This window comes from Micromonospora sp. NPDC049175 (genome assembly GCF_043197345.1).
In the GTDB taxonomy this organism is placed as follows: domain Bacteria; phylum Actinomycetota; class Actinomycetes; order Mycobacteriales; family Micromonosporaceae; genus Micromonospora.
On the sequence record NZ_JBICSY010000002.1, the window covers coordinates 1,011,486 to 1,030,120 of the forward strand.

The window sequence follows — 18,635 nt, forward strand, 5'->3', positions numbered from 1 at the left end:
GCCGGTAGCGGGTACGAAGGAGGTGAGCGGCGAGATGGCCGATCGTGACGAACCAACCGGAGCGCTGGTCCGTCCATACGCCGTGACCCGTGGTCGTACCCGTCCTCGGCTCGACATCGCGCTGGAGGCGCTCGTCGAGACGACGGTGCGCGGCCGGGCCGCTGCCAATGGCAACGGCGGCCAGGGCCGCGAACACCAGTACATCGCCGCGCTGTGTGACGGACGCGTGCAATCGCTCGCAGAGATCGCGGCGCGGATGCAGCTCCCGCTCGGTGTGGCCCGGGTGCTCATCGCCGACATGGCGACGGACGGCCTGGTCGCGGTCCACGAGCCGACCATTTTGGACGACTCCGACGACGCGGTGGGCACTGAACTGCTGGAGAGGGTGCTGAGTGGACTTCGCAGGCTCTGACATGTCGCACCGCCCACCGAACCCGAGTGGGCGCGTGACGTCGGCGAAGATCGTTATCGCCGGTGGATTCGGCGTCGGCAAGACGACGCTGGTCGGCTCGGTCTCGGAGATCACGCCGCTGACCACCGAGGCCATCATGACCTCCGCCGGCGTGGGCGTCGACGACAACCGGCAGGTGCCGGGGAAGACGACGACCACGGTGGCTATGGACTTCGGCCGGATCTCGATCGACCGTGACCTGATTCTGTACCTGTTCGGTACGCCGGGTCAGACCCGGTTCTGGTTCATGTGGGACGAACTGGTCCGGGGCGCCATCGGTGCGGTCGTGCTGGTGGACACCCGCCGGCTGGCCGACTGCTTCGCGGCGATCGACTTCTTCGAGCACCGACGCCTCCCGTACCTGGTGGCGATCAACTGCTTCGACGGGATGCAGTACCACGACCCGCAGGACGTTCGGGACGCCTTGGCGATCTCGAGCGACGTGCCGGTGGTGGCGTGCGACGCCCGTAACCGGGAGTCGACGAAGCACGTGCTGATCTCGCTTGTCGAGTACGTGCTCACCATGCGCCGTACGCGCGCGGTGGCCCCGGCCTGATCGGGCACCGCAGGCCCGGTGGTGGCTCCGGCCGCCACCGGGCGTTTCGCCCTGCCCGTCGTGCTGCTGGTGCCGGCGGGCACCCCACGCCGCCTTCTTGAGCTCTGGCGGATGTCTGCCCCGCTCGGGGAACTGACGTCCGGCCTGGGTCTTCGAGGGGCGGCGTTTTCGCGTCGACGTTCCGTCCCGCCGACACGATCGCGCCCCCAGTCGGCTGACTGGGGGCGCGATTCGCGTGTGGTGGGGGAGCTGCTGACGGTCAGGACTGGTAGCCGGCGGAGCGGTACTCGTACTCCCGGTCGTCGTCCCGGTCGCCGTGGTCGCGGCTGAAGTCCCAGCCACCGGCCGCCTCGCGGCCGGGTCGTCCGCCTACCGCGAAACCGCCGATCTCCTGCCCGCGACGCCAACCGCGGAAGTAGCCCGTGGTGTTCTCCGCGAGGCTCGCCGCATCACGCACTATGCGCAATGGGCGCTCCTCGCGTATCGGGGAACCGGGGACCAGATTGGCCTGTGGCACGCGCTTGGGCAGCCCGGCGTTTGTCGCGGCTCCCACCGCGGGGCGGGCTGCCTGCTCGGCGGCCTGCCAGCCGGTGTCGGCGGTGGTCGACCAGTCCAGGTCGGTCTCCTCGGCCTGCCCCACGAACCAGGCCGACTTGGCCTGCGCGAAGATCAGCAGGTCGCCGTCGCCCTCGTCGGCGACAGGTGGTGGCCGGTGCTCGACCGGAGGCGTTCGGCGCTCCAGCGGAGGCGGCCGGTGCTCCAGCGGAGGCGGCCGGTGCTCCACCGGGGGTGGCGGCCGGTGCTCGGCGGCGCGTGCGGCCGCTCGGCCGTTCCGCGCGGCCTGCTCCCGGTCGACCAACCGCAGCGGCGGCGTCTCCAGGTGCGGGTCCGCCTGTGGGCTGAGCCCCTCACGCAGCGCCCGATCAGCGAGTGGCGGTGGCTCCACCAGGCGCAGCATCGGGGGCTCCTGCGGCAGGTCGTCCGCCAACCAGGGCGGGGTGACCCGACCGTCGGCGCGACCCGGGTCGGTCGGAGGGTCGATGCCGCGGCTGCCGCCGTAGGGATAGGCCGCCGGGTTGTTCGGTGGGCTGTCGGCCGGGTCCTCCGGGTTGTTGACAAGCGGCCAGTTGGCGCGGGAGCCGGGCGGTGCCGACTCCTGACCAGGCCGGGGAGTCGGCACCGGAATGCTGAGATCGGTGGCGCTGAACCCGCCCGTCGGCGGCTCGTCGACCGGGCGTTGCAGGTGACTCGGCCGGGGTTCGCCGTTGGTCTTCGGGCGGGGCGGGATGACCGTACGCTGCCGTTCGGCGCGCGCATTGTTGATCGCGGCGGTGGTCAGCGTCGGCCGGAACGGCTCACCGGCCTCGGCCGGAGGCACCATGCCGCGCTGCGCCGGCGCGATCGGGGTGATCCCGGGCGGCGGAGGCGGCGGCGAGGAGACCGGCCGGTTGGTCGGGCCGTCGATCCGGCTGGGGAGCGGCTCGCTGCGACTGGGCAGCGTGGACGCCGGCGGCCCAGCCATCGCCGCCGGAGTCATCGGCGCGGGTGCGACAGGCGGCGGCGTGACCGGGGCGGGTGCGACAGGCGGCGGCCCGAGCGGACGGGGTGACGCCAACGGCGCGTTACCGGGGACCGGCTCGGGACGGCTGCGCCGACCGACGGCGGGTGCCGGGTCGGCGGCTGGCGTGGGGGGTCGGACCGACCGCAACCCGGCGTTGGTGCCGGCGAGACCGGTCAACCCGGCGTTGGCGCCGGTCAATCCCGCGTTGGCGCCGGTCAACCCGGCGTTGGCACCGGCCAGGCCGGTCAGCTCACCGACCGACTCACCACGGCGGGCAGCGGCCCGGCGCCCAGGCGCCTGGGCGGGCGTGCTGACCCGAGAGCTGAGGGCGCTGACCAGCGCCTCACAGCCCGCGTCGCAGGCTCGTACGGAAGCGACGGCCTGGCGGACCGTCTCGGCCACCGCGGACGTGAGAGCCCGGTTGACCGCCGCGCGGCGCGGCGTCTCGGAGATGGCGACCCGCAGTGCGGTGACCGCCTCGTTGATTTCCTCGGCGTCGGCGACCCCGTCGGCGGCGAGGTGCGCGGCGATCGCATCCGCCGCGACCGACACCTCGCGGCCCCGGGCGACGGTGCCGCCGAGCATGCCCGGCTCGGGCAGCGCGTCCAGCACCGCGAGCGAGACCGGCTCGGCCGGGTCCGGGTACGCCCGCAGGGCCGCCGGGTAGAGCTCACGCAACACCTCACGCAGCGCCACGGCGGCGGAGTGTCGACCGCTGGCCAGGGCGGCGTGCGCGGCGAGCACCTGCTTGTAGCCGGCGAGGTCCCGGGGCGCCGGCAGGGTGACCGCGGAGAGCGCGCCCGCCTGCAACGCACGGGCCAGGCCGACGGCCCGTCGTTCGGCCGGAGGCGACTGCATCTCCTCCAGCGAGTCGTCGTCGGCGAACCGCTCGGCGAAGTCGTCCACCGAGTCGTCGTCGGCAATGGCCAAGGGTCGCCCCGCCGCGCTCAGCAGCGAGGTGACCGTGTGGTCGTCACTGTCGGCGGCGATGGCCGCTCCGCTCGGCCCGCCCGACCGCTCCACGAGCAGCGCGACGAGCTGGGCGTAGCCAGCGGCGTCGTCGCTGATCTCGCAGACATGCAGCAGACGGCCTGCGTCGTCGACCACAGCGGACGTCAGCGTCGAACCGGCGGAGGCCGGTCGGTCAGCCGGATCCGCCGAGGCCAGACCGCAGTAAACGCGCACGAGCGCCACGGCGTCGTCCTCCTCCCGGGACAGGTCTTTCCTCTGCCAGCAACTGATGCTCCCCGGTACGGGTCAGTCGCGCCAGTCCACCACCGCAGAGATCTTGCCGACAATGGTGCGCCAACCCAAACTCGCGGTCTGTGCTCCGATCTTCTTCAGCCGCCGTCGACCCAGGAAAGCACCGATTCCGCCGTTGGCGGTGGCCCGCAGCGCCTCGTCCAGGTCGTCGAGGCTGGAGCCGGCGGAGAGCATGTCCAGGACCGCAGGCAGCCGCAATGCGTACGAGATGTCGCGGGCGATCTCGCCGGCCTCGATCAGCAGGGTCGAATCCCAGGTGTCGTGGCCACCGCGCAGGTTCTCCACGACCAGGTCGAGTTCGTAGTTGTCCTCGTCCAGTGGAACGATATCGGCCGGCTCCACCCGTTCGGCCAATTCATTCCAGCTGTCCAGTTGGGACAGATCGTTTGGCGCGCCGGACCGGATGAAACTGACCAACGACTCGGGGGTCTTGAACAGCAGCAGCTTGCCCCGGTGGCTGAGGAAGACCGGCACCTCCTCGTCGTCCGCCTCGTCCGGGACGTCCTCGTCCGCCTCGTCGCCCTCGGCCTCGTCCTCGGCCTTGCCGTCGGCGCGGCGGCGCGTCGACTCGTCCTCGTCGCTCTCGGCGAACTCCTCGGCCAGGTCCTCGTCGAGGATGACGACCGTCTCGTCGTCCTCCTCCTCGACGACCTGGCGGCGGGCGAGGAACGGGTCGTCCTGGTCGCGTTCGGTCACATCGGTCGGGGTCAGCGCGCTGGCCGGCCGGTACGCCCGCAGCGTGAAACCGGTGCCAGCGGGCAGGGAGATCTCCACCGGATCGATGCGCAGCTCGTCCCAGAGCGACCTGTCGATCGAAGCCGACGGGCCGTCGGTCTCCGCGGCCTCCTCTGGCTCGGCCGCGTTCGTGGTGTCGTCGAGCTCGGGCTCGTCGGCGTCGGGCCGTTGGGGCGACTGGCGGGCCACGCTGACCTCCGTGTGCTTCGGGTTGCCCACCCGCCGGGGTCTCTGTCCGACGAGTGACTCTGGGCACATACCCTAGTCGGCGGCGCTGGGTGACCGATGCCCGCACCCCGGTGGCCGGTTGGCGCACGGGTTCGACCTGCTGGTGGCCGACGCTGGCGAACGGGCCGCTCGACAAGTAGCGTAGCTACGTATGAAGGCCCAGTCGTTGCACGGCCATCTCGACGCCCTGCTGCTCGCCGTGCTGGAGCAGGGCGAGCAGCACGGCTACGCCATCATCGAGGCGCTGCGGGAGCGCAGTGATGGCAGCCTGGATCTGCCCACCGGCACCATCTATCCCGCGCTCCGTCGCCTGGAACGCGCGGGGCACGTGGCGAGCACCTGGAGCACTGTCAACGGTCGGGAGCGGCGGACGTACCAGCTCACCGACTCCGGCCGCCGCGCGCTGGCCGGAGAGCGCGCCGGTTGGCACGAGTTCCAACTGACGGTCGGCCGGTTCCTCGACCCCGGCAGCCCGCCCACCCCGGCCTGACCCGGCCGGACCGTGCCCGCCCGCGCCCGCCCGCGAGCGGGCGTGCACGACGCGGGGTCAGCGCCGACACGGCTGGCGCGGGGCAGCAGGGCGGCGTGGGTCAGCGGGCGATGGCCAGCAGCCAGCCGCGCGTCGCGCGGGTCAGCGAGAAGTACGCGCCGCCCACCAACACCCCGCCGATGATCATCGGTGGCCAGCTCAGCGCCGCGTCCCAGAGGTTGAGGGACCAGGTGAAGAGGGCGCATCCGGTCACCATGGCGAGGGCCAGCAGGCCGGTCAGGCCGGCGCCCACCGCGCGTTGCGCCATGACCAGCCCCGGTCGTGCCGAACGGGCGCTCGCCGCCACCACGAGCAGACCGGCCACCGCGAGCAGCAGCGTGCTCATCCAGATCAGGTCGACCGAGTCGGAGAGCAGCAGGTAACCGGCCGGCGGGCGAGGGCCGTCACTCCAGCTCGCCCCACGCCAGGTCAGGTCGCCGGCGGCCATCCCCACCCCGGCGACGGCCAGCATCCGCAGGGACAGGCCCCGCAGCGCGCCCACCGCCAGCTCGGCCTGCCAGGAGGGGAGCAACTGCGCCGGTGAGCCGAACTCGACCACCGCGCGGCGCTGCGCCTCCGTGGGCGGCACACCGCTCTCCTGGTACGCCTCGACGGCGTCCAGCAGCCCGTGCCGGGCCTCGATCAGCAGGTCGGACTTGAGTCGCGCCGGCCCCTGCAACCGGGCGGCCAGGTCCCGCAGGTGCTCGTCGACCAACACATCCTCACAGCGCGGCATGCCACCACCCTGCCACGGACTCCGGAGCCCCGACGTCGGGGAGAACCCTGGTCCGTCCCCGAGCCAGGTCAGGGCGCGAGCGCCAGGTAACCCCGTTCGGCAGCCGCCTGGAGCAGCCACTGGTCGCGGTACCAGCCGTCGGTGGCGACAAGCTCGGCGTGCCGACCGCGCTGGGTCACCCGACCGCCGTCGAGGACGACGATCTCGTCCAGCTCGGCGAGCCCGCTGAGACGGTGGGTGATCAGCAGCACCGAGTGCCCGGTAGGGGTGGCGGCGAGGGCGGACGCGAGCACCGCGTCCGCGGCGGCCGGGTCCAGCCCTTCGGTGGGCTCGTCGAGCACCAGCACCGGCGGCGCGGCGAGCAGGGCCCGAGCGAGCGCCAGCCGCTGCCGTTGGCCGCCGGAGAGCTGCCCGCCCTCCTCGCCGACGAGCGTGTCCCAGCCTGCCGGCTGGGCGCGTACCCACTCCAACAGGCCGGCCGCCGCGGTGGCCGCGGTCAGCTCGTCCTCGCCGGCTCCGGCCCGTCCGAGCAGCAGGTTCTCCCGCACCGTGGCATGGAAGACGTACGCCTCGGCGAGCAGCCCGCCGACCGCGCGGGGCAGGGCCTCCTCGGCGTACGCCGACAGGTCTCGACCGTTGAGGGTGACCCGGCCGGACACCGGCCGGACGGTGCCGGTCAGCACGGCGGCCAGGGTGCTCTTGCCGGCGCCGCTCGGGCCGACCACCGCGATCCTCCGCCCGGCCGGCAGGTCCAGGCTGATGCCGTCCAGGGCGGGGGCCGCGCCGGCCCGGTACCGCACGGTCACGTCGTCGAAGCGCAGCTCCGCCGGGCCGGTCAGGTCGGTGCTGCCGTCCGTGGCCGGGCGGGCCGGCGGGCCGGCGTCGAGCAGGGTGGCCACCCGGGCCAGGCCGGGCCGCAGTTGTGTCCACTGTCGGGCCGCCCCGACAAGCGCCAGGGTCACCTCGACGGCGGCCAGCGCGCCGACGGCCAGGACGCCCACCAGCACGCCGGGTACGTCGGCGGACAGCGCGGCCAGCACCACCGCCGCGGCGGTCGACCCGGCGGTCAGCACCCCGGCCGCGTCCACGGCGAACCCGGTGGCGGCCAGCCGGCGTTCGAGTCGGGCCAGCCGTCGGGCGCGCTCCTCGGCGGCGTGCAGCGCGCCGCCGGTCGCGCCGAACGCGGCCAGGTCGGCGGCGCCGTGGGTGAGGTCGATCGCGTCGGTGGCCAGCGCGCCGCGCAGCGGGGCCACCTCGGCCGAGCTGCGGCGGGTGACCGCCGTGGCCAGCGCGGGCAGCGCCCCGCCGGCGACCAGCAGCCCGACGGCGAGCGCTCCGGCGGCCGGCGGCGAGATCAGCGCGGCCCCGGCGACCGCCAGGACACCGACCAGGGCCGCCGCCGAGCCCGGGACCAGCACTCGCAGCAGCAGGTCCTGGACCGCCTCGACGTCGGAGACCAGCCGACTGAGCACGTCTCCCGAGCGGTGTACGGCGTCGCGACGGGCCGCGAGGGTGGCGAAGACCTGGGCCCGGAGGTCGGTGATCATGCGGAGCACCGCGTCGTGCCCGGCGAGCCGTTCGGTGTAACGCAACACGCCCCGACTGATCGCCAGCGCCCGGACCGCGACGATCGCCACGGTGAGCCGGTCCAGTGGGGGTTGACCGGCGGCGCTCATCAACAGCCAGGTGGCCGTGGCCATCAGGGCCAGCCCGGCGAACTCGGTGGCGGCCGCGAGCAGCCCGGCACCGACCAGGCGGCCCAGGTACGGCCGGGCCAGCCGCAGCACGGCCCGTTCGGCGCCGACCCGCCCCTGCGGTGCCGCGGCGACCGGCCCCGCGCCTGCCAGGCCTGCGCCTGCCGGCCCCGGGTCGACCGGCCCCGGGTCGACCGGCCCCGGGTCGACCGGCCGTGGGTCGACCGGCCCCGGGTCGACCGGCCGTGGGTCGACCGGCCCCGGGTCGACCGGCCGTGGGTCGACCGGGCCCGACCCGTTTGCCGCGCTCATCGGGGTGCCTTTCCGGTCGGTTCGGGCGTCAGCTCGGTGACCCGACCGTCCTCGACGCGCAGGATCCGGTCGGCGTCGGCGAGCAGCGCCGGCCGGTGTGCGACAAGCACCGCGGTCCGGCCGGCGACCAGACGGCGGGTGGCGTCGAGCACCACCGTCTCGGCGGCCGTGTCCAGGCGGGCGGTGGGCTCGTCGAGCAGCACCACAGGTGCGGCGCGCAGGAAGGCTCGGGCCAGGGCGACCCGCTGCCGCTGCCCGCTGGACAGTCCGTGACCGCGTTCGCCGAGCAGGGTGTCCAGACCGTCGGGCAGACCGGCCACCACGTCGTCCAGGGCGGCGTCGCGCACCGCTGCGGCCAGTACGTCGGGCGGGGTGTCCGGAGCGCCGAGCCGGATGTTGTCGGCAAGCGAGGCGGCGAAGAGGTGGGCCCGCTGCGGCACCCAGGCGAGTTGCCGGCGCCAGGCGTCCGGGTCGGCGCTGGCGAGGTCGACCCCGTCCACGGTGACCCGGCCACTTGTCGGCGTCACGAAGCCGAGCAGCAGGCCGAGCAGTGTGCTCTTCCCGGCGCCGCTGGGCCCGATGACGGCGATCCGTTCGCCGGGCCGGATGGTCAGGGTCACGTCCCGCAGCGCGGTGGTCCGCTCGTACGCCACGGTCACCCCCTCGAACCGGATCTCGCGCCGCGCGTCCGGGGTGGTGGCGCCCTCGGCGGCGCGGGGTGCGAGGGGCGCGGCCGAGATGGTCAGCGCCTCGTCCAGCGCGGCGAGCCCCTCCATGCTGGCGTGGAAGCGGCTGCCGGCGGACCGCAGCGGCAGGTACGCCTCCGGGGTGAGCAGCAGCACCAGCAGCGCGGTCTGCAGGGCCAGCCCGCCGCCGAGCAGTCGGATGCCGACCGGCACCGCGACCAGGGCCACCGAGAGGGTGGCGACGAGTTCCAGCACGAGCGCGGAGAGGAAAGCGATGCGCAGCGTCTTCATGGTGGCGACGCGGTGTCCGTCGGCCATCCGGCGTACCACGTCGGTCTGTGCCCGGGCCCGTCCGAACGCGCGCAGGGTGGGTAGCCCGGCGACCATGTCCAGGAAGTGACCGCCGAGCAGCGACAGCCGCCGCCACTGCCGTTCGGTGGCGGCCTGCGCCTGCCAGCCGAGCAGTGCGCCGAAGACCGGGATCAGCGGCAGGGTCAGCGCGATGATCACCGCCGAGCTCCAGTCGGCGAAGACGACCCGGGCCAGCACCGCCAGCGGCACCGTCACGCTCAGCACCAACTGCGGCAGGTACCCGGTGAAGTAGGCGTCCAGCGCGTCCAACCCGCGCCCGGCCAGGGTGGCGAGCTGACCGGCGCGCTGACCGGCCACCCAGCCGGGGCCGTGCCGGCCCACCGCGCCGAGCAGGTCGGCCCGCAGCGTCGCCTTGACCGTGGCGGCCACCCGCGCGGAGACCGTGCCCTGCGCCCAGACCAACGCCGAGCGGGCGGCGACAGCGAGCACGAAGCCGGCCAGCGCCTGTCGATCGAGTCGTCCGTCGACGGCGGTGGCCAGCACGGCCGCGAGTGCCGTGGCCTGCGCCACGATCAACCCGGCGGCGAGCACACCCAGCAGCCCGAGCACGGCAAGATCGCGCCGGGCCGCAGGGACCCGGCGCAGCAGACGCCTGTCGAACGGGCGGCGGCTCACCAGTACACCGGTGCCCTACCGTCGGTTCGTCCTCGGAAAACCCACCAGCACATCGCCTGGAAGCCTAGTAGGGCCGGAAGCAGCGGCAGCGCCACCCAGCCGAGCAGCCGCAGGGTCGGTGCGCTGGCGGCGGCGTCGGCCACCGCGAGCGAGGCGCCCGGGTCGGTCGTGGACACCAGCACGTAGGGCCAGAGGGCGGCGCCGACGAGCACCACCGGCAGCGCCAGGGCCGCGCCGGTGGCGACCAGAGCCCACCCCGGCCGCCGCCGCCCCAGCGCCGCGCGGGCCACCAGCAACGCCGCCACCAGGAGCACCGGCAGGAGTACGGCCAGCGCCGGCCGCTGGACCGCGTCGCGTACCCGGGCGGAGGGCAGGCCCACGACGGTGGCCAGCGCGACAGCGGTGAGCGCCACCGGCACCAGCCGGCGGGCCGTGCGGCCGACCACGGCGGCCTCGGCGGCCGGCAGTCGCAGGGTGAGGAATGTCGCACCGTGCACCGCGACCAGGGCGACCATGGCCAGCCCGGCGGCGGCGGCGAACGGGGTGGCGAGGTGCGACACACCGGCGACGTGCCCGTCGGCCTGACGGGGTACGCCCTGGAGCAGCGCGGCGAGCACCACACCCCAGCCCAGTGCGGCGAGCGCGCTGCCGATCGTCACGATGCGGTCCCAGCGGGCGCGGATCCGCTCGTCGGCGTGCCGGCTGCGCAGTTGCACACCTGCGGTGACCAGGATGACGCCGACCAGGGCACCGGCGACGGCCGGATAGCAGCCGGAAAGCAGCTCACCCTCCAGCACGGGAAACGCGCCGAACAGGATGCCCACGGCGGCCACCAGCCACACCTCGTTGCCGAGGAAGAACGGGCCGAGCGCGGTGAGCGAGGCCCGCCGCCCGGCGGGACTTCCGCCGCGTGCGAGCAGCAGGCCGACGCCGTAGTCGTAGCCGGCGAGCACCAGGTAGCTGGCGAAGAAGAGGCCGAGCAGGGCGTACCAGGCGAGGTCCACGGTCTTCTCCTCAGGTCCTCAGACGAGTGCGGGTTCGGGACGGGCCGGCTCGTCGGGCGGTGTCGGCGGGCGGCCGAGCGCCGGGTCGAGCGCGCCGCGTTTCGCGTACCGGGCGAGCAGCCGCCAGTTGGTGACGGCGAGGGCGCCCAGCAGCAGGCTGAAGCCGACGAGCGAGGCCAGCATCACCGGCGCGCCGACCGGGGAGACCGCCTGCTCGGTGGGGAGCAGCCCGTACGCCACCCAGGGCTGCCGGCCGACCTCCCGGGAGATCCAGCCGAGGATCACCGCGACGAACGGCAGCGGCAGGGCCAGCAGGATCAGCCACAGCGGGAAGCGCAGCCGGATGATCCAGTCGCGGAAGAGCAGGGGCAACAGCAACCAGAGGCAGCCGAGGGTGAGCCCGGTCAGGATCATGAAGCCGAGCCCGACGCTGGCCAGCACCGGCGGGGTGTAGTCGCCGGGGCCGAAGCGCGCGGTCCACTCGGCGATCAGCGCCTGGGCCTCCGGCCCGTCGCCACCGAACTTGGTCGGCTGCACGCTGCCGACCGGGCCGAACTGGGCGAAACCGAAGCCCTGCACCATGCTGATCGCCAACGCCGAGGTGACCAGGCCGATCCGCAGCGACGTGCGGAAGAGCGCGAAGTCCGGGGTACGCCGGATCAGGTGCCACGCGCTGACCGCCGCCATCAGCATCCCGCCGATCAGCAACGCGGCCGACACCACGTGCCCGAACGCCATCCCGAGACTGGGGTTGGTGAGGAGCGCGCCGAAGTCGGTGAGGTGGGCGATCCCGTCGCGGACCTCGTAGCCGACCGGGTTCTGCAACCAGGAGTTGGCCACCATGATCCAGAAGGCCGACGCGTACGCGGTGATCGCCACGCCCCACAGCAGGGCGAGGTGGACCCCCTTGCGGAGCCGGTGCCAGCCGAAGATCCACATCCCGAGGAACGTGGACTCCAGGAAGAACGCCACAAGCGTCTCCAGGGCCAGCGGCGCGCCGAAGACGTTGCCGACGTAGCGCGACAGGCCACTCCAGTTCAGCCCGAACTGGAACTCCATCACGATGCCGGTGGCGATGCCGAGCACGTAATTGATCACGTAGAGCTGGCCCCAGTAACGGGTCAGCCGCTCCCACTTCGGGTTGCCGGTGAGGACCCAGGCGGTCTGCATCCCGACCAGCAGGGTGGCCAGCCCGAGCGTGACGACCACGAACAGGAAGTGGATCGAGGTGGTGGTGGCGAACTGCAGGCGGGCGAGGAGCAGGGTGTCCATGGCCGGCTCTCCGTAGTGTTGGCTCCCTTGTCGTAGCCACCCTACACGTAGTTTCTCTACACGTCTGTCTACTACGCGACGTCGTAGGTAAGTCTACGACATCGCGTAGTAGTTAAGGGTGTCGGCACGATCGCGCTGCCCGACAGGGCGGCGGGCGCGGCGGGCGGGCACGATGGCGACGCGGTGGTGGGCGGGTTTGTGCTGGTCGGGCGGGTGGCGGGTCGCCGGACGGCGTGGCGGTGGGGGCGGGGTCGTGCTGGCCGGACGAGGGCGCGGCGGCCGGGCTGTCGCTCGTGCTGATGGCGGCAGGGGGTCGTGCTGACCGCGCAAGATCGCGCTCGATCCAGGTTGTAGTGGCCTCGTTCAGCCGCGGATGCCACTCGATCCTGGATCGAGCGCGATCTTCAGATCGGGAGGCGGCGCGGCGCGCGGGGACGCGTGCGAGCGCGCGGGCACGGGTCCGTGGGGGGTGCCTGGGGGTGCGCGGGGTGCGTGGGCGCTGGGGTTAGCTCAGGAAGAGCGTGACCGGGAGGGCGACGAGCGTGGTGGCGACCGCGAGGGCGGTGGCGCCGAGCACCCGGGGTGGGCGGTCGCTGACCAGGAGGCGCTGGACCCGTACATCAAGATCGCGGTCGCCCATGCCCAGCGCACCCGCCGGGGTGATGCGGTGGCCAGCGGCGGCGAACCGGCGCAGCGCTCCCGCCAACGGCGCCTCGGCGTGCAGCTCGCGGGCCTTGTCGTCGGCTCGCATCTCGACCAGCAGGGCGACCCGCTCGTGCGCGTCGCGGACCCAGGCGAACCACGGCAACGCGCGGCACAGCGCGGTGAACGGCAGCAGCACCAGGTCGTGCCGTTCGTGGGCATGCGCGCGCTCGTGACTGAGCACGGCGGCCAGCTCGGCCCGATCCAGCAGGCTCAGCGTGCCGGCGCTGACCACCACCTGCGGTTTCACCCCCGGCAGGCAGTACGCGGCGGCACTCGGATGGTCCAGCACCAGCGCGCCGGGGGCGGCCGGATCGTCCCGGGCGACAAGGGAGAGCAGGTCCCGGTGCCGGCGCTGGGCGCGCACGGTGCCGTGGATGCTGCGCACGGTCGTGGTGACCAACACCGCGCCGATGCCGAAGCCCACCCCGACGCCGGCCAGGTGGAAGGTGCTCATCCCGGCCGGCAGTGTGCCGTGGCCGAGGTCGTTGGCGAGGGCGAGCAGTGCGCTTCCGGTCGGCAGGTCGTACGTGCTCAGGCCGAGCGCCATCGGCAGACCCATCGCGGTGAGGCCCAGCGCCAACCCGACGGCCTGCCAGCAGATGATCGCCACTCGGGGGCTGCGCCACGTCCAGGTGGAGCGGGCCAGCACCTGAGCCGTCAGATAGCAGGCCAGCATGGTGGCGGCGAAGTGCACGGCGTAGGCCATGGCGCGCGCCCTACCGCTCCGCTGTCTCGCCGGCAGGTCGCCGGCCCGCCGGCCCGTCCACCCGATCGGTCAGTTCGCCGCCCGACCCGGTCAGGCTCGGCCCGTCTGGCCCGGCGACACCCGTGCCTGTGGTGTCCGGCCCGGTCAGGCCGGCCTCGCTGCCCAGCGCCGCGCGCAGCACCTCGGCCTCGGTGCCGGTGACCGAGCGGGCGAAGCGCACCAGCGCGGCGTCCCGGCTGCCACCCAGGTCGAGGGCGTCGAGCATGAGCTGGGCGATGTGCGCCTCGCGGCTGGCCGCTGGCCGGTATCGCCAGGCCCGACCCTCGCGCTCGCGCGACACCATGCCCTTGCCGGCGAGTCGGTCCAGCACGGTCATCACCGTCGTGTACGCCAGCTCACGGCCGTCGAGCGCGTCGGCCACCTCGCGCACGGTCACACCATCCGACGTGCCGGGGACCACGTCCCACAACACGTCCATCACCGCACGCTCAAGATCGCCCAACCGAGTCACAGCCCAATCCTACCCCCGGTAGTAGACCCCCCACCCACCCCGGACCCCACCCCCTTGCCCCGGACCCCACCCTCTTGCCCCGGACCCCCACCCACCCCGGAACCCCCACCCACCCCGGACCCCACCCTCCTGCCCCGGACCCCCGCCCTCTTGCCCCGACCCCGCCCTCTTGCCCCGACCCCGCCCTCTTGCCCCGGGCCCCGCCCTCCTGTCCCCGACCCCGCCCTCTTGCCCCGGACCCGGCCCACCCCCGGGGTGATCATGAGGTTGGCCGGCCTCAATGAGGCCAGCTGCCCGGCTAACCCCATGATCACCGGCCGAGGTCGCCGAGAGGGTGCAAGATCCGCACAAGAACAGGGATGTTGCTGCCTCCAGCGCCCCGGAGGCAGCAACATCCCTGAAGTTGCGCAGATCTTGGCCGCGACGGCGGCACGGTGGGTAGGTGGATCTTGGGTGGTCGGAGGGATGGCAGCGGGGCGGCGGGGCCACCCCGCTGGTCGGCAACTCGGCGTCAGGCAGGAGTCGCGAGACGAACCCCCGTACGAACCCGGCCCACGTCAGGTTTTCCGGGGGAGCCCGCCCACGCAGGGATCAAGCCTGACCGCCCGGAGTGGGCGGGCTCCCCCGGAAAACCCAAAGGCCGCGCAAACCCAAAGGCCGCGCAAACCCAAAGGCCGCGCAAACCCAAAGGCCGCGCAAACCCAAAGGCCGCGCAAACCCAAAGGCCGAGAACCGAATCACACCCCCTTGGGGTGCCACACCGTCTTCGTCTCCAGCAGAACTGTCATCCGAGCCAGACCCGGGTCGGCCGACCAGTCGTGGTCGGCCGGGGCCGGTCGGAGCACCCGCTTGAGGTTCTCCGCGGCCTTGACCTCCAGCTCGGTGGCGAGCGCGGTGTCGGTCACCCCGGTCAGGTCGATGGCGTTGACGTCCATGTGGGCCGCCAGCGCCGGCGCGGTTTCGGTGATCGCGCCGGTGAGGATGTTGACCACCCCGCCGGGCAGGTCGGAGGTGGCCAGCACCTCGGCCAGCGTCACCGCCGCCAGTGGCTCCGACGGTGACGCCGCCACCACCACCGTGTTTCCGCTGACGATCGCCGGGGCGATGACGCTGACCAGGCCGAGCAGCGCCGGGCGCTCGGGGGCGACCACCGCGACCACGCCTGTCGGCTCCGGGGCGGAGAGGTTGAAGTACGGGCCGGCGACCGGGTTGGCCCCGCCGTACACCTGGGCGAGTTTGTCGGCCCAGCCGGCGTACCAGACCCAGCGGTCCACCGCGGCGTCCACCTCGTCGCCGGGGATGCCCAGGGCGACGAACTGTTCGCGGCGGCCCTCCAGCATCTCGGCGGCCCGGTAGAGGATCTGACCCCTGTTGTACGCGGTCGCGCCGGCCCAGCCCTTCACGGCGGCGCGGGCGGCGACCACCGCGTCCCGGGCGTCCTTGCGGGAGGCCAGTGACACATTCGAGGACTGCACGAGATACGACCGTCCCGACTCGCTGCGCGGGAACTTCCCGCCGATGAAGAGCTTGTACGTCTTGCGTACCGCGACCCGCTCAGACATTGAGGTAGCCCTCCAGCCCGTGCCGGCCGCCCTCGCGACCGTAACCCGACTCCTTGTAGCCACCGAACGGCGAGGTGGGGTCGAACTTGTTGAACGTGTTGGCCCAGACGACGCCGGCGCGCAGCCGGTCGGCCATCCACAGGATCCGGGAGCCCTTGTCGGTCCAGATCCCGGCCGACAGCCCGTACGGCGTGTTGTTGGCCTTCTCCACGGCCTCGGCCGGGGTGCGGAAGGTGAGCACCGACAGCACCGGACCGAAGATCTCCTCGCGGGCGATGCGGTGGGCCTGGGTGACGCCTGTGAAGATCGTCGGCGCGAACCAGAAGCCCCGGTCGGGCAGCTCGCACGGCGGTGACCAGCGGTCGGCGCCCTCGGCGGAGCCGGCGTCGGACAGCTCGCGGATCCGCTCCAACTGGGCCGCCGAGTTGATCGCGCCGACGTCGGTGTTCTTGTCCAGTGGGTCGCCGACCCGGAGTTGGGCCATTCGCCGCTTCAGCGACTCCAGCACCCGGTCGGCCACGTTCTCCTGGACCAGCAGTCGGGAGCCGGCGCAGCAGACGTGCCCCTGGTTGAAGAAGATGCCGTTGACGATGCCCTCGACGGCCTGGTCGATCGGCGCGTCGTCGAAGACGATGTTGGCGGCCTTGCCACCCAGCTCCAGGGTGAGCTTCTTGCGGGTGCCGGCGACGGAGCGGGCGATGGCCCGGCCGACCTCGGTGGAGCCGGTGAAGGCGACCTTGTCGACGCCGGGGTGCTCGACCAGGTCGCGGCCGGTGTCGCCGGCCCCGGTGACGATGTTGACCACGCCGGCCGGCAGGTCGGCCTGCTGGCAGATCTCGGCGAAGAGCAGGGCGGTCAGCGGGGTGGTCTCGGCGGGCTTCAGCACCACCGTGTTGCCCGCGGCGAGCGCCGGGGCGATCTTCCAGGCCAGCATGAGCAGCGGGAAGTTCCACGGGATGACCTGCGCGGCCACGCCGATCGGCTGCGGGTTCGGCCCGAAGCCGGCATGACCCAGCTTGTCGGCCCAGCCCGCGTAGTAGAAGAAGTGCGCGGCGACAAGCGGCAGGTCGACGTCGCGGGACTCGCGGATCGGCTTGCCGTTGTCGAGTGATTCGAGGACGGCCAGTTCGCGGGAGCGTTCCTGGACGAGCCGGGCGATGCGGTACAGGTACTTCGCCCGGTCGCGGCCCGGCATCGGACCCCAGACCTTGTCGTACGCCTTGCGGGCGGCGCGTACCGCGCGCTCCACGTCGGCAGTGCCGGCCTCGGCGATCTCGGCCAGCACCTCCTCGGAGGCGGGGTTGATCGACTTGAAGCTGCCGCCGTCGGTCGGGTCGACGAACGTGCCGTCGATGAACAGCCCGTACGAGGGCTTGAGGTCCACCACCGAGCGGGACTCGGGGGCGGGGGCGTATTCGAACATCGGCTATCAGTCCAGGGTGAAGTAGGTATGGCAGAGATCATAACTAGATCTACCTGCGTCGGCGTAGATCACTCTGACTCCTTGGGGCGCATGTGGGGCACATCGCGCCCGAAGACATCATCGATCGCCTGCCTCGACCGGTCGTCATCGTCCGGCCAAAGGTGACTGTACGTGTTCAGAGTCAGGGTCGCGTCTCGGTGGCCCAGGCGCTCGGCAACGACCTTCGGATTCAGCCCGGCCCGGATGAGCAGGCTGGCGAAGAAGTGCCGCAGGTCATGCTGCGTCGTCTCAGGCAGCCCGACCTGCTCGCGTGCCGGCCGCCACACCGACTCATTGAAGGTGTTCCGGTTGAGCGGCCGTCCTGCGTCGTCGACGAACACGAACCGGGCCATCCGCGTGACCGGCTTCGGCCCGGTGACGTCTAGGACCTCGACCGCCACGGGTGGGTACGCCGCGAGGTGAGCGTCCAGGACCTCGAACATGGCCTTCCCGAGCGGCACAGTCCGGTAGCTGTGCCGGTTCTTCAGCGGGCACACCACCACGCCGCCGCCGGTCGCCGGCTGTAGCTGCCGCTCGACCGTGAGCGTCTTCTCCGTGCGGTCGATGTCGCCGACCTCCACCCCGAAGACCTCGCCCTGGCGCAGCCCCGTTCCGGCGTCGAACTCGACCAGGGCGCGGTATCGCGGCTTCACAGCTCCGGCCAGTGCGGCGACCTCGTCGGTAGTGAGCGGTACGACCTTGACGCGAGGCAGCTCCGGGAGGGTGATGTCCTCGCACGGATCGAACTTGATCAGCCGGTCGCGCTTCGCTGCCGAGTAGATCGACCGGACCGTGCGGAACACCGTCTCGATCGAACTGGGCGACAATGCCGGGGACAGGCCGGTGATGAACGCCTGCATCGTGCTGTGCCTGATCGAGGTCATCTGCCGGCCGCCGATCGCCGGGTAGACGTGCTTGAACAGCAGCGACTTCTTTCGCGCTGCGGTGTTCGGTCGGTGCTGCTGGGCCGCCCGCCAATCTTCGGCGTACTGCTGAAACGTGATCTTTCCGGCCTTCGGGTCGATGTAGCTGCCATCGTTGAGCGAGTGCTCGACCTCGGCCCGGAACCGGTCGGCGTCAGCCTTCCGGGCGAACGACTTCTTGCGGTCCGCACCGGCCTCGTCGCGCCAGCGGACCAGCCAGGGTTTCGGCCGGTCGTCGGTGCGCCTCTTAACGCTCGCCATCGGCGCTCTCGCCCGTCGCCACAACACGCCAGGCGCCGCCGAACTCGTCGGGCGGCGCCAGTTCCGAGGGCGGCACCTCTTCAAAGTAGGAGCGCATGTCGCCCATGGGCAGTTGGCCACGCACCCAGGCCCGTACCACGGCGGGGTACGGCGCGGATCCACCGAGCACCGGATCGGGGCTGCCTGGGCCGTTCGGCACCACCTGATACGGCGTCTTGTCATCGACACCGACCGGCGGGACCAGCAGGTGCACCGGAGCGACGCTGAGGACGAACGAGAGCGCGAGCAACTCCTCCACGGTGACGGTGGCGCGGCGCCCCAGCTCCAGGCTGGCGACGATCGAGCGATCCCACGGGATGCCGGCCTTCTTCATCTCCTGCGCCAGGTGGGCGGCCGACCAACCTCGTTTCTTCCGAAGCTCCTTCATCCTCTCGGCGATCACTCGGTGGGGGGTCAGGGAGGACGGTTGCGTCATGAGCACACATTAGCAG

Annotated in this window: 16 protein-coding genes; 3 read left to right on the forward strand and 13 right to left on the reverse strand. The window is 72.6% G+C overall.

The features are described from left to right. The first annotated feature begins 34 nt into the window (after nt 1–34). Both ACGFH8_RS11725 and ACGFH8_RS11730 read left to right on the forward strand, forming a co-directional pair. A complete protein-coding gene (locus ACGFH8_RS11725) occupies nt 35–412 on the forward strand; it encodes a DUF742 domain-containing protein (protein ID WP_030329021.1) in 378 nt (125 codons plus the stop codon). A 1-nt stretch (nt 413) separates the two neighbouring features. Beyond that, a complete protein-coding gene (locus ACGFH8_RS11730) occupies nt 414–1,007 on the forward strand; it encodes an ATP/GTP-binding protein (protein ID WP_357814297.1) in 594 nt (197 codons plus the stop codon). Nucleotides 1,008–1,266: 259 nt separating this feature from the next. On the opposite strand, the gene ACGFH8_RS11735 is transcribed toward ACGFH8_RS11730, so the two are convergent. Then, a complete protein-coding gene (locus ACGFH8_RS11735; protein WP_393367082.1) occupies nt 1,267–3,786 on the reverse strand; it encodes a transposase in 2,520 nt (839 codons plus the stop codon). 39 nt (nt 3,787–3,825) lie between these two features. Next, nucleotides 3,826–4,785, reverse strand: coding sequence for a DNA primase (locus ACGFH8_RS11740; RefSeq protein ID WP_393366252.1), 960 nt, complete (start codon nt 4,783–4,785; stop codon nt 3,826–3,828). Between the two features lie 160 nt (nt 4,786–4,945). On the opposite strand from ACGFH8_RS11740, the gene ACGFH8_RS11745 reads away from it, so the two are divergent. After that, a complete protein-coding gene (locus ACGFH8_RS11745; RefSeq protein WP_393366254.1) occupies nt 4,946–5,284 on the forward strand; it encodes a PadR family transcriptional regulator in 339 nt (112 codons plus the stop codon). Between the two features lie 100 nt (nt 5,285–5,384). On the opposite strand, the gene ACGFH8_RS11750 is transcribed toward ACGFH8_RS11745, so the two are convergent. The 11 genes from ACGFH8_RS11750 to ACGFH8_RS11800 all read right to left on the reverse strand — a co-directional run bounded on the left by ACGFH8_RS11750 (nt 5,385) and on the right by ACGFH8_RS11800 (nt 18,619). Beyond that, nucleotides 5,385–6,059: a permease prefix domain 1-containing protein gene (locus ACGFH8_RS11750; RefSeq protein WP_393366255.1), complete on the reverse strand. Its 675-nt coding sequence runs from the start codon at nt 6,057–6,059 to the stop codon at nt 5,385–5,387. A gap of 68 nt (nt 6,060–6,127) precedes the next feature. Continuing rightward, the gene (gene cydC, locus ACGFH8_RS11755; RefSeq protein WP_393366257.1) at nt 6,128–8,065 is read right to left on the reverse strand and encodes a thiol reductant ABC exporter subunit CydC; all 1,938 of its coding nucleotides are present in this window, start codon (nt 8,063–8,065) and stop codon (nt 6,128–6,130) included. Further along, nucleotides 8,062–9,738: a thiol reductant ABC exporter subunit CydD gene (cydD, locus tag ACGFH8_RS11760; protein ID WP_393366259.1), complete on the reverse strand. Its 1,677-nt coding sequence runs from the start codon at nt 9,736–9,738 to the stop codon at nt 8,062–8,064. The genes cydC and cydD overlap by 4 nt, the downstream gene beginning before the upstream one ends. Continuing rightward, nucleotides 9,735–10,742 (reverse strand): cytochrome d ubiquinol oxidase subunit II, encoded by a 1,008-nt coding sequence (locus ACGFH8_RS11765; protein WP_393366261.1) that lies wholly within the window; start codon nt 10,740–10,742, stop codon nt 9,735–9,737. Before ACGFH8_RS11765 ends, cydD begins: the two co-directional genes overlap by 4 nt. 18 nt (nt 10,743–10,760) lie before the next feature. Further along, complete coding sequence (locus ACGFH8_RS11770) at nt 10,761–12,014, reverse strand: cytochrome ubiquinol oxidase subunit I (RefSeq protein WP_393366263.1); 1,254 nt, start codon at nt 12,012–12,014, stop codon at nt 10,761–10,763. A gap of 505 nt (nt 12,015–12,519) precedes the next feature. Next, nucleotides 12,520–13,425: a M56 family metallopeptidase gene (locus ACGFH8_RS11775; protein WP_393366265.1), complete on the reverse strand. Its 906-nt coding sequence runs from the start codon at nt 13,423–13,425 to the stop codon at nt 12,520–12,522. Nucleotides 13,426–13,435: 10 nt separating this feature from the next. Continuing rightward, nucleotides 13,436–13,936 (reverse strand): BlaI/MecI/CopY family transcriptional regulator, encoded by a 501-nt coding sequence (locus ACGFH8_RS11780; protein ID WP_393366267.1) that lies wholly within the window; start codon nt 13,934–13,936, stop codon nt 13,436–13,438. A 737-nt stretch (nt 13,937–14,673) separates the two neighbouring features. After that, a complete protein-coding gene (locus ACGFH8_RS11785; protein ID WP_393366269.1) occupies nt 14,674–15,498 on the reverse strand; it encodes an aldehyde dehydrogenase family protein in 825 nt (274 codons plus the stop codon). Further along, a complete protein-coding gene (locus ACGFH8_RS11790; protein WP_393366271.1) occupies nt 15,491–16,921 on the reverse strand; it encodes an aldehyde dehydrogenase family protein in 1,431 nt (476 codons plus the stop codon). The genes ACGFH8_RS11785 and ACGFH8_RS11790 overlap by 8 nt, the downstream gene beginning before the upstream one ends. Nucleotides 16,922–16,989: 68 nt before the next feature. Next, a complete protein-coding gene (locus ACGFH8_RS11795) occupies nt 16,990–18,144 on the reverse strand; it encodes a tyrosine-type recombinase/integrase (RefSeq protein ID WP_393366272.1) in 1,155 nt (384 codons plus the stop codon). Beyond that, a complete protein-coding gene (locus ACGFH8_RS11800; RefSeq protein WP_393366274.1) occupies nt 18,131–18,619 on the reverse strand; it encodes a helix-turn-helix domain-containing protein in 489 nt (162 codons plus the stop codon). The genes ACGFH8_RS11795 and ACGFH8_RS11800 overlap by 14 nt, the downstream gene beginning before the upstream one ends. Nucleotides 18,620–18,635: the final 16 nt, after the last annotated feature.

Bases quoted from the DNA above. Each gene is read 5' to 3' on its own strand.
- ACGFH8_RS11725 (WP_030329021.1), top strand. From the start codon at position 35: ATGGCCGATCGTGACGAACCAACCGGAGCGCTGGTCCGTCCATACGCC.
- ACGFH8_RS11730 (WP_357814297.1), top strand. From the start codon at position 414: ATGTCGCACCGCCCACCGAACCCGAGTGGGCGCGTGACGTCGGCGAAG.
- ACGFH8_RS11745 (WP_393366254.1), top strand. From the start codon at position 4,946: ATGAAGGCCCAGTCGTTGCACGGCCATCTCGACGCCCTGCTGCTCGCC.
- ACGFH8_RS11750 (WP_393366255.1), bottom strand. From the start codon at position 6,059: ATGCCGCGCTGTGAGGATGTGTTGGTCGACGAGCACCTGCGGGACCTG.
- cydC (WP_393366257.1), bottom strand. From the start codon at position 8,065: ATGAGCGCGGCAAACGGGTCGGGCCCGGTCGACCCACGGCCGGTCGAC.
- ACGFH8_RS11770 (WP_393366263.1), bottom strand. From the start codon at position 12,014: ATGGACACCCTGCTCCTCGCCCGCCTGCAGTTCGCCACCACCACCTCG.
- ACGFH8_RS11775 (WP_393366265.1), bottom strand. From the start codon at position 13,425: ATGGCCTACGCCGTGCACTTCGCCGCCACCATGCTGGCCTGCTATCTG.
- ACGFH8_RS11785 (WP_393366269.1), bottom strand. From the start codon at position 15,498: ATGTCTGAGCGGGTCGCGGTACGCAAGACGTACAAGCTCTTCATCGGC.
- ACGFH8_RS11790 (WP_393366271.1), bottom strand. From the start codon at position 16,921: ATGTTCGAATACGCCCCCGCCCCCGAGTCCCGCTCGGTGGTGGACCTC.
- ACGFH8_RS11795 (WP_393366272.1), bottom strand. From the start codon at position 18,144: ATGGCGAGCGTTAAGAGGCGCACCGACGACCGGCCGAAACCCTGGCTG.
- ACGFH8_RS11800 (WP_393366274.1), bottom strand. From the start codon at position 18,619: ATGACGCAACCGTCCTCCCTGACCCCCCACCGAGTGATCGCCGAGAGG.